The 9880-nt window shown below is 32.0% G+C and carries 9 protein-coding genes; 2 read left to right on the top strand and 7 right to left on the bottom strand.

What is annotated here, in order from left to right; all coding sequences use genetic code 11:
- Positions 1-32: 32 nt before the first annotated feature.
- Together dnaB and BLR17_RS16275 are read left to right on the top strand one after the other, a co-directional pair.
- Positions 33-1580: a replicative DNA helicase gene (gene dnaB, locus BLR17_RS16270; protein ID WP_066325143.1), complete on the top strand. Its 1548-nt coding sequence runs from the start codon at positions 33-35 to the stop codon at positions 1578-1580.
- 34 nt (positions 1581-1614) lie between these two features.
- Positions 1615-2880 (top strand): asparagine synthetase B, encoded by a 1266-nt coding sequence (locus tag BLR17_RS16275; RefSeq protein WP_066325141.1) that lies wholly within the window; start codon positions 1615-1617, stop codon positions 2878-2880.
- 6 nt (positions 2881-2886) lie between these two features.
- On the opposite strand, the gene BLR17_RS16280 is transcribed toward BLR17_RS16275, so the two are convergent.
- From BLR17_RS16280 to thrS, 7 genes are all read right to left on the bottom strand, one after another.
- Complete coding sequence (locus BLR17_RS16280; protein ID WP_066325140.1) at positions 2887-3291, bottom strand: hypothetical protein; 405 nt, start codon at positions 3289-3291, stop codon at positions 2887-2889.
- A gap of 148 nt (positions 3292-3439) precedes the next feature.
- Entirely contained in the window at positions 3440-4111 is a 672-nt protein-coding gene (locus BLR17_RS16285) for a response regulator (protein ID WP_066325137.1), read from the bottom strand.
- A gap of 10 nt (positions 4112-4121) precedes the next feature.
- A complete protein-coding gene (locus BLR17_RS16290) occupies positions 4122-5861 on the bottom strand; it encodes a sensor histidine kinase (protein ID WP_083189190.1) in 1740 nt (579 codons plus the stop codon).
- A gap of 166 nt (positions 5862-6027) precedes the next feature.
- Positions 6028-6372, bottom strand: a complete 345-nt coding sequence (gene rplT, locus BLR17_RS16295; RefSeq protein WP_026714940.1) for a 50S ribosomal protein L20 — start codon at positions 6370-6372, stop codon at positions 6028-6030.
- 126 nt (positions 6373-6498) lie between these two features.
- A complete protein-coding gene (gene rpmI, locus BLR17_RS16300) occupies positions 6499-6696 on the bottom strand; it encodes a 50S ribosomal protein L35 (RefSeq protein ID WP_007810722.1) in 198 nt (65 codons plus the stop codon).
- 93 nt (positions 6697-6789) lie between these two features.
- Positions 6790-7344: a translation initiation factor IF-3 gene (gene infC / locus BLR17_RS16305; RefSeq protein WP_371859337.1), complete on the bottom strand. Its 555-nt coding sequence runs from the start codon at positions 7342-7344 to the stop codon at positions 6790-6792.
- A gap of 16 nt (positions 7345-7360) precedes the next feature.
- Positions 7361-9307 carry a threonine--tRNA ligase gene (thrS, locus tag BLR17_RS16310; RefSeq protein WP_066325124.1) on the bottom strand — a complete coding sequence of 649 codons (1947 nt, stop codon included), beginning with the start codon at positions 9305-9307 and terminating at the stop codon, positions 7361-7363.
- Positions 9308-9880: the final 573 nt, after the last annotated feature.

Below are 9880 nucleotides of genomic sequence, written 5' to 3' on the forward strand. Positions count from 1 at the left end.
GTTTTTTTTAAAATTTGTTTTACTTTCGTAGTATGGAAAATTTCAAGAATGTTAAACCGGTTAAGGTCGATAAGTCTACAATTATAAACCTGGAAAAAGGGAAACTTCCTCCGCAAGCTGTTGATTTAGAAGAGGCTGTGTTGGGAGCTATGATGATTGATAAAAAAGGGGTAGATGATGTTATTGATATTCTACAACCTGATGCATTTTATAAAGAAGCGCACAGACATATTTTTGAGGCGATTGTTCAGTTGTTTACCGAAACACAACCGATAGATTTGTTGACAGTTTCTGCGCAGTTAAGAAAGAACGGAAAATTAGAGTTGGCAGGAGGTGATTTTTATTTAATTCAGCTAACCCAAAAAATATCGTCTTCGGCTCATATCGAGTTTCACTCCAGAATTATTCTTCAGAAATTTATCCAACGTAGTTTGATTCGTATTTCAACTGAAATTATTGAAGATTCTTATGATGAAACTACTGATGTTTTTGATTTGTTAGATAAAGCTGAATCCAAACTTTATGAAGTTACTCAGGGGAATATTAAACGAAGTTCAGAAACAGCTCAAAGTTTAGTATTACAAGCCAAAAAGAAAATTGAAGAAATTAGTAAGAAAGAAGGACTAAGTGGTGTTGAAACCGGTTTTACTAATTTGGATAAATTGACTTCCGGCTGGCAACCAAGTGATTTAATTATTATTGCCGCCCGTCCTGCGATGGGAAAAACAGCTTTTGTATTGTCAATGGCAAGAAATATGGCAATTGATTACGGACATGGAGTAGCGGTTTTTTCGCTTGAGATGGCATCAGTACAACTTATTACCCGTTTAATTTCATCTGAAACAGGTTTGTCTTCTGAGAAATTACGTACTGGTAAATTAGAACCACACGAATGGACGATGTTAAGTACTAAAGTTAAAGACTTAGAAAAAGCACCTTTATTTATTGATGATACACCTTCTCTTTCTATTTTTGATTTAAGAGCAAAAGCAAGACGTTTGCATTCACAACATGGCATAAAGATTATTATTATTGATTATTTGCAGTTAATGACTGCTGGAGGAAATGCTAAAGGAGGAGGGAACCGTGAACAGGAAATTTCAACTATTTCCCGAAACTTAAAAGCCTTGGCTAAAGAATTGAATGTTCCTGTTATTGCACTTTCTCAGTTATCACGTGCCGTTGAAACCCGTGGTTCCAGTAAACGACCTTTGCTTTCTGACTTACGTGAATCGGGAGCAATTGAGCAAGATGCTGATATTGTATCCTTTTTGTATCGTCCGGAATATTATAAAATTGAAGAGTGGGATGATGATGAAGCAGCTCCAACTACTGGTCAAGCCGAAATTATGATTGCTAAACACCGTAATGGAGGAATCGAAAATGTTCGTTTGAAATTCTTAGGTCATTTAGGTAAGTTTGATAATTTGGATGATTACAGTAGTGGATTTGATGATGATTTACCTTCTTCAATGAATAATCAGGACGATCATGGTTTTATTACTAAAAATTTACCATCAGCTCATGAAGCTTTTGGAAGTAATTTGAATGATGACGACGATGATGATATGCCTTTTTAATTTAAAAAGGCTATATTTGAAATAAAACATTCCAATGGTTTTAAAAAAAATAGCTGTTTTTGTTGTTGTTGTTTTATTTTCTTATTCGGTTAAGGCTTCTTTTATTTTGTTGCCAATGGATGAGTCTTCGCAACAAAATCATTTAAAAGCCTACGGAATTACTTACTGGTGTTTGGATAAAAAATATAAAGCGAGCTGGTTGTTGAATTACCGCGGAGGCTCTTTTTTATTGCCGGATGCTACTGAAATTCGCAAAGAATGTCAGATTAGAGGTGTAAGTTTTGAGATTCTTTCTGATGCTGAAGAGCAGTCTATTTTGAACGAAATAGCAAGTCCGTCTCAAAATATGGAAAATGTAATTTTAGAGAAAGCTCCTAAAATTGCGGTGTATACTCCTAAAGGGAAACAGCCTTGGGATGATGCAGTTACTTTGGTTTTAACTTATGCCGAAATCCCTTTTACTGCCATTTATGACGAAGAAGTTTTAAGTGACCAATTGGTTCTTTACGATTGGTTGCATTTACATCACGAAGATTTTACAGGACAGTATGGCAAGTTTTATGGTTCCTATCGAAATGTACCTTGGTACATCGAACAAAAAAAAGAAGCTGAAAACCTTGCAACCAAATTAGGTTTTTCTAAAGTTTCACAGGAAAAAGGAGCGGTAGCCAAAAAAATCAGAGATTTTGTTATTGGTGGCGGATTCATGTTTGCTATGTGTTCGGCAACGGATAGTTTTGATATTGCTTTGGCTGCTGATGGAGTTGATATTTGCGAATCGATGTTTGACGGAGATCCAAGTGAATCTAATTATCAATCTAAACTCAATTATAATAATTCATTCGCATTCAAGAATTTTGTTTTGGAACGAAGACCTGAGCGATATGAGTTTTCGGATATTGATATGACTGAGAAAAGATTTGTTCCTATAGAAAAAGATTATTTTACTTTAATGGAATTTTCGGCTAAGTGGGATCCAATTCCAAGTATGTTGTGTCAAAATCATACACAGCTTATTAAAGGTTTTATGGGACAAACTACAGCTTTTGATGCTGATTTAATTAAATCCGGTGTGCTGAATTTGGGAATATGTGAACTAAATGGAGAAGTGCGATATATTCATGGTCAAAAAGGAAAAGGAATGTTTAGTTTCTACGGAGGTCATGATCCGGAAGATTATCAGCATAAAGTAGGAGATGCTCCCACAGTTTTAGATCTGCATCCTAATTCACCAGGTTATCGCCTGATTTTGAATAATGTATTATTTCCGGCTGCCAGAAAGAAAAAACAAAAGACTTAAAGAAGATTATTCATCGTCGAATTTTAATCTATATTGAAATCCATTTATGTCGGTTGCAATTATTTTGTCAGAATTGACAGATTCACTTACGATTTCAATTTCTTTAACATCGTTATCTTTCTTTATAACACCAATTCCTATTTCTGATTCAAGATTAATAACCCCTTTGACATTTTTACCGCTATCATCTTTGCCTGTAATACGATGATTGTATTTTTTATTGCTTGTCTCTGAATAGTAATAAAATTGTTCCTTTGTTGTTGAATCAATCTTTTTATAAGAATGTTTTTTAAAATTATCTACCGAAGAAATTCTTTCTTTTTCAAGATTAATTCTTTCTTTTTTACATGAGGTTAGGGTGATTGATAACCCAATAAATACAAGTTTAAAACAACTATTTATGGTTTTCATAGTTTATTTCTTTATTTGACCTAATTGATTCTTTGAAAGAATTAATTCAAATTTAGAGATAATAAAGATGATTTTTTTACGGGAAACCGTAAAGAAGTGTTTTTTTACGAAACCATATAATGCGCTGAATAGTAGTTTTTAAGTTGAGTTATATTAAGCCTAAATCTTTTGTAATAGCTATAAGATGTACGTTATTGTTAGCTTTGAAGTAGGTTTTGAGTTTGTTGATTCGCTTTTCTATACTGCTATTGCTGTTTGGTTGAATTTGCAAATTTTTAAATTTGATTGCAATTTCATTTATTATATAACCATTAGATAACAATTTCAATAATTCAATATCATAAGATTCTATTTCTATGAGCGAATTTTTGTTTACTGAGTTTGTTGATGTTTCCGGTAATAATATTTTTGTTTTGTTGTTGTATGTTTCTTGGACGGCTTTTTTTAAATCTTTAATGCTATTTCTTCCTTTAATAACATAGGCATTGATTTCTAAAATTTCAAAAAGAGAATGTATTTTGAAAGACTTGTCTTCAATAGAAAATACGATTGTTTTTATTTCTGGTTGGATATTTTTTACTGTTCTAATAAGTTCTTCGCCATTTTTAAGTTTGTTTTCTCGATGATCTTCTTTAAAAGATAAATCACTTATTAATAATTCGAAAGGGTCTTTTTCTATTTGGGCTTTTTTGATTTTGATAAGTGCTTCATCGCAATATTTTGCATATTGAATATTTTTAATGGATAGTTTTTCTAAGGTATGTCTAACCGTTTCTATTATAGAATCTAAATCTTCAACTATTAATACTTTTTTAAACATAGGTCGTAAATTATACAGGAATATTTATGTTGATTTTAACACCTTTATTTTGATTGCTGTCAAAAGTTATTGTTCCGTTGATAGCTGCAATTCTGCTTTCTATGTTTTGAAGACCACCTTTCCTATTTGTTAATTCAAAATTGATCCCTATGCCATTGTCATAATAATTTAACAGCAGATTGTTTTCTTGTTTTTTGAAAGAAATCAGTACTAAGCTGCTTTTACTGTGCTTTTTCATGTTTACCATTAGTTCTTGTATAACTCGATACAATGTTATTTTTTTTAGTTTACCTATGTTTTTCCAGTCTATTTCTTCTAAACCATTAATCAGGATATTAGCTCTTTTGCTATTAAAACTGGAAATCATTTCTTTTAAGTTATTCTTGTAGAGAGATCCTGTTTCAATGAGGTTGTTTTCTCTTGAAATATTTCTTGTTGTTGCATATATACTGTCTAAGTTTTCTAATAATTTTTCTGAAATATGAGGAGATGATAGATCCTGTGTTTCTGCAAAATTCATAGTTTGATAAATTTCGTTGGCTAATTCATCGTGTAGTTTTTTTGCAATTCTAATTTCAGTATTATATGCCGTTTGAATCTTTTCCTTCTTACTTTTTTCAACCAGGTAATAATAAATAAATGTTGTAACAAGAATTAGTATGATGATGATAAAAGTGATAAAAATATTTTTATTTCTTTCTAATTCCTGTTGTAATTGTTTTTCTTCTTTTAGTTTAAGATTTTCTTCTTTTTCTTTTTTTGAGTCGTATTTTAATTTTGCAAAATAATTTTTTGCTTTTTGTCTTACTTCAGTAATGCTATCATTTAGATGTACGTAGTTAAGGGAATATTTTTTTAATTGATCTCCTTTGCTGTGTTTGATGAATAAGCCAAGTGCTATTAGTCTATCGTCCGGATTATTGTATTCGGTAGCTTTTTGATAAAGTAAGTTGATATAATTTAATGCTTTTTTGGGATTGCTATCAATATAGTACTCGTATAAATTATAATAATTAGCTGTTAAGTCATAATCGTTATCAGCCGTTGAATCTAAATTTGAATTTAATTCTAATGATTTTTTTAAATAATTAAGAGCATACGGCTTCCCTAGTTTCATATAACAGTAGCCAATGTCATTTAATATTCCAGAGGTGTAGTACTTATTTTTTTTAGTTTCTTTATTATTTAAAAGCGGAATTAGTATTTGAAGTGCTTTTTTATACTCTTTTTTTTCTTTATAAATATGACCAATGTTTAGTTTGTTCATTGCATCATATCGATTGTTTATTGAGTATTTTGAGGCTATTAAATAATAATAAAGAGCATTATCATATTCTTTTAGATAGGCATAATTACCAGCTAACATAGAATTAAATTTGTAACGATACCTGTCGCTTTCTAATTTATCCAATTTATTTAAAGTTTCTACTATACTATATTCTGCACCTGCATAATCCCCTTGAAGTTGTTGACAAGCTACTAATATAAACATATTAGTAGTATACTTTTTTAGCTCTTTTTCAGGAGTAATATCTAAACGAATTTTATTAGCGTAATAGAATGCACTATCGTATTTTGAATCATCATAATATCTATTCGCAAGTTTGAAGTATTTATCAACTTGTTGCTTTTTGAAAAAAGACTGATTTGTAATAGTAGTCTCTTTTTTCTTTTCACATGAATGGATGAGGAAAGTAAGAAATAGAAATGTTGAAATTACTATTTTGGGAAATAATTTTTGAAAATTCATCTTAGGGAAAATAATAGAACTAAAATACTATTTTTCCTAATAACAGTTTGTGACTTAAATGAAAATTTTATTCTTTATTTAAGAATGGAACAAAAAAACCTCATTTGCATAACAAATGAGGTTTTCTATAATAAGTAAGTAGTCTTAAATTGAGTTGATAAAACGTTTATTTTACTTTGTTAAGTACAGCTTTGAAAGCTTCTGGGTGGTTCATAGCTAAATCAGCAAGAACTTTTCTGTTCAATTCGATTCCGTTAGCTTTTACTTTACCCATAAATTGTGAATAAGACATTCCTTCTAATCTAGCTCCAGCGTTAATACGTTGAATCCATAATGAACGGAAATTTCTTTTGTTTTGCTTTCTGTCACGGTAAGCATAAAGCATTGCTTTTTCTACCGCGTTTTTAGCAACTGTCCAAACGTTTTTACGACGACCAAAGAAACCTTTGGCTTGTTTCATTATTTTTTTTCTTCTTGCTCTTTTAGCAACTGAATTTACCGATCTTGGCATAATTTTTACTTTTATTTTTGTAGCAGGCGACCCGAATTTAATCAAGAGTGCTTATTGGCCATACTCCAAGGTTATTAAATTGTTTTAACCTAAAGAATTTTTAAATTGACAATTTATAATTGTCGATTAGATAATTCTTAATTGTTGTTTGATACTTTTCATATCTGTTGAGTGAACTAGCGCTGAGTGAGTCAAGGCTAATTTACGTTTTTTAGATTTTTTAGTCAAGATGTGACTTTTAAAAGCATGCTTTCTTTTAATTTTTCCAGAGCCAGTAACTTTAAAACGTTTCTTAGCGCTAGATTTTGTTTTCATTTTAGGCATTTTTCCTAGTTTTTTAATTTATTCTTACTTACTTATTTTTTTTCTAAGTTTTAAAATATAAAGTTTGTTGTGCTTAATATTTTTAAACTTTGGCTATTTTTTTTTCTTTGGAGCAATGAACATAATCATTCTCTTCCCTTCCAAAACTGGCATAGCTTCTACTTTACCAAATTCTTCTAAATCTGTAGCCAATCTTAATAATAAGATTTGACCTTGATCTTTGTAAATAATAGATCGCCCTTTGAAGAATACAAATGCTTTTAATTTAGCACCTTCTTTTAAGAATTTTTCAGCGTTCTTTCTTTTAAATTCATAATCATGTTCATCTGTTTGAGGACCAAAACGAATTTCTTTAACGACAACTTGTGAAGATTTCGCTTTTAGAATTTTTTCACGTTTCTTTTGCTCATAAACAAACTTTTTGTAATCTATGATTTTACAAACCGGTGGATCAGCATTTGGTGAAATTTCGACTAAATCCAATTCAAGTTGATCAGCTAAACGTAAAGCGTCTGCGGTTTTGAAAACTCCAGGCTCTACATTTTCACCTACTAGTCGTACTTCAGGTACACGAATAAGATTGTTTATTCTGTGTGCATCTTTTTTTTCTACTCGAGGTTGAAAACCTCTATTGCTTCTTATTGCTATGGCTTTAAAATTTAAGTTAAACTGTAAATACTTTTAATGTCTTTTTTATTTCTTCGTTTACAATTGTGACAAATTCATCGATTGTAACGCTAATATTTCCTTTTCCTTCCTGACCTTGACGACGGATTGAGATAGTGCCATTTTTTTCTTCTTCCTCACCAACAATCAGCATAAATGGGATTTTTTGTAATTCGGCATCCCTGATTTTTTTACCGATTGTCTCGCTTCGGTTATCAATTAGCCCGCGAATTTCGTGATTTTCTAGCAATTCTAAAACTTTTTTAGCATAATTTTCGTATTTCTCACTCAATGACAAGATAATAGCTTGTTCTGGCATTAGCCAAAGAGGGAAATTTCCTGCTGTGTGTTCAAGTAAAATAGCTATAAAACGTTCCATAGAGCCAAATGGTGCTCTGTGAATCATCACAGGACGATGTAATTCATTGTCAGATCCTTTGTAGGTCAAATCAAAACGTTCCGGTAAGTTGTAATCTACCTGGATAGTTCCAAGTTGCCATTGTCTTCCAAGGGCATCTTTTACCATGAAATCTAATTTTGGTCCGTAAAAAGCAGCTTCGCCATATTCAACAACGGTGTTTAGTCCTTTGTCACGGGCAGCATTAATGATTGCATTTTCTGCTTTTTCCCAGTTTTCATCTGTTCCGATATATTTTTCTCTATTCTCCTGATCTCTTAATGAAATTTGAGCAGTAAAGTTTTCGAAACCTAATGAACCAAAAACATATAATACAAGATCGATTACTTTTTTGAATTCCTCGTCTAATTGTTCCGGAGTACAGAAAATGTGTGCGTCGTCCTGAGTAAAACCTCTTACACGAGTCAATCCGTGTAATTCACCAGATTGCTCATATCTATATACGGTACCAAATTCAGCATAACGTTTTGGTAAATCTTTGTATGACCAAGGTCTTACATTGTATATTTCACAGTGGTGAGGGCAGTTCATTGGTTTTAACAAAAACTCTTCTCCTTCAGCTGGAGTGTTTATTGGTTGGAAACTGTCTGCTCCGTATTTAGCATAATGACCGGAAGTTACATATAGTTCTTTCTGACCAATATGTGGAGTGGCTACTTGTTCGTAACCTGCTTTTTTCTGTGCTTTTTTCAGGAATTGCTCCAGTCTATCTCTTAAGGCAGCTCCTTTAGGTAACCATAAAGGCAATCCTTGACCAACTTTTTGAGAGAAAGCAAATAATTCTAATTCTTTTCCAAGCTTTCTGTGGTCGCGACGTTTTGCTTCTTCTAATAAAGCTAAATATTCAGTAAGATCTTTTTGTTTAGGGAATGAAGTTCCGTAAACACGAGTCAATTGTTTGTTTTTTTCGTCACCACGCCAGTAAGCACCTGCAACACTCATTACTTTCATTGCTTTGATAAGTCCGGTGTTAGGAATGTGTCCACCACGACATAAGTCGGTAAAAGTATCGTGATCGCAAAATGTGATTGTTCCGTCTTCAAGATTCGAAATCAATTCAGTTTTGTATACGTTATCCTTATATAGTTCTAATGCTTCTGCTTTAGAAACAGGACGTAATTTAAATTCGTGTTTTCCTCTTGAGATTTCAAGTACACGATCTTCAATTTTCTTGAAATCAGCTTCAGTGATTTTTTGATCTTCAAAATCCACGTCATAATAGAAACCATTTGCAATCGCTGGTCCAAGCGTTAGTTTTATTCCAGGGTACATTTCTTCCAGAACTTGTGCCATGACGTGTGAAGTCGAATGCCAGAAGGCTTTTTTTCCATCAGCATCATTCCAGGTGTATAATGTAAGACTGCCGTCCGTGGTCAAAGGAGTTACTGTTTCTACTGTTGTACCATTGAAAGATGCCGAAATTACATTTCGTGCAAATCCTTCGCTAATGCTTTTAGCAACATCCATCGGAGTTACGCCTGGCGCAAACTCTCTAACTGACCCATCGGGCAAAGTAATCTTAATCATTGTTAGTTTAATTTTGAGAATGCAAATATATAGTATTCGAAAAATACATACAATATATATTATAGTATGTTTCCGGTAATTCGGTTTTGGAAAATAGCCGATACATATATTAAGAGTATTTTTTTTGGAGCTATTTCCTGCTATCCGCTGCAATCTTTCATGACTAAAGGTCGTCAGGAAAGGATTTTCGCTTCTATCAGGGCTAGGGGATTTGGGTAAAAAACAGTATTTGAGCTTTAAATTAGAGAAAGCTCCTTAGCGAGCCTCTGTGTTTTCTTAGAGAATCTTTGTGAAAAAACCATAAAACAGGGTATTCATCCATCTAAAATCCTACAAAGGCTAAAAAACTCAAAAAATAAGTTTCACGTTTTCAGTTGATTAAAAAATAATTAAAAAATAGTTTAGAAAAGCTATTGTTAAAACGAATAAAGGTTCTACTTTTGCACCCGCAACAACGCAGACGTTCTTTAAAATACTGACAAACTAACAAATCAAATTAGAAATTAATTTCTAAAAAAAAGGTTTAAAAAAGTTTGTGAGATTTAAAAACAGATGTTACATTTGCACCCCGCA

This window comes from Flavobacterium glycines, from assembly GCF_900100165.1.
In the GTDB taxonomy this organism is placed as follows: Bacteria; Bacteroidota; Bacteroidia; order Flavobacteriales; family Flavobacteriaceae; genus Flavobacterium; species Flavobacterium glycines.

Coding starts and splice junctions, on each gene's coding strand:
- BLR17_RS16275 (WP_066325141.1), top strand. CDS start 1,615: ATGGTTTTAAAAAAAATAGCTGTTTTTGTTGTTGTTGTTTTATTTTCT.
- BLR17_RS16290 (WP_083189190.1), bottom strand. CDS start 5,861: ATGAATTTTCAAAAATTATTTCCCAAAATAGTAATTTCAACATTTCTA.
- rplT (WP_026714940.1), bottom strand. CDS start 6,372: ATGCCAAGATCGGTAAATTCAGTTGCTAAAAGAGCAAGAAGAAAAAAA.
- dnaB (WP_066325143.1), top strand. CDS start 33: ATGGAAAATTTCAAGAATGTTAAACCGGTTAAGGTCGATAAGTCTACA.
- BLR17_RS16285 (WP_066325137.1), bottom strand. CDS start 4,111: ATGTTTAAAAAAGTATTAATAGTTGAAGATTTAGATTCTATAATAGAA.
- rpmI (WP_007810722.1), bottom strand. CDS start 6,696: ATGCCTAAAATGAAAACAAAATCTAGCGCTAAGAAACGTTTTAAAGTT.
- thrS (WP_066325124.1), bottom strand. CDS start 9,307: ATGATTAAGATTACTTTGCCCGATGGGTCAGTTAGAGAGTTTGCGCCA.
- BLR17_RS16280 (WP_066325140.1), bottom strand. CDS start 3,291: ATGAAAACCATAAATAGTTGTTTTAAACTTGTATTTATTGGGTTATCA.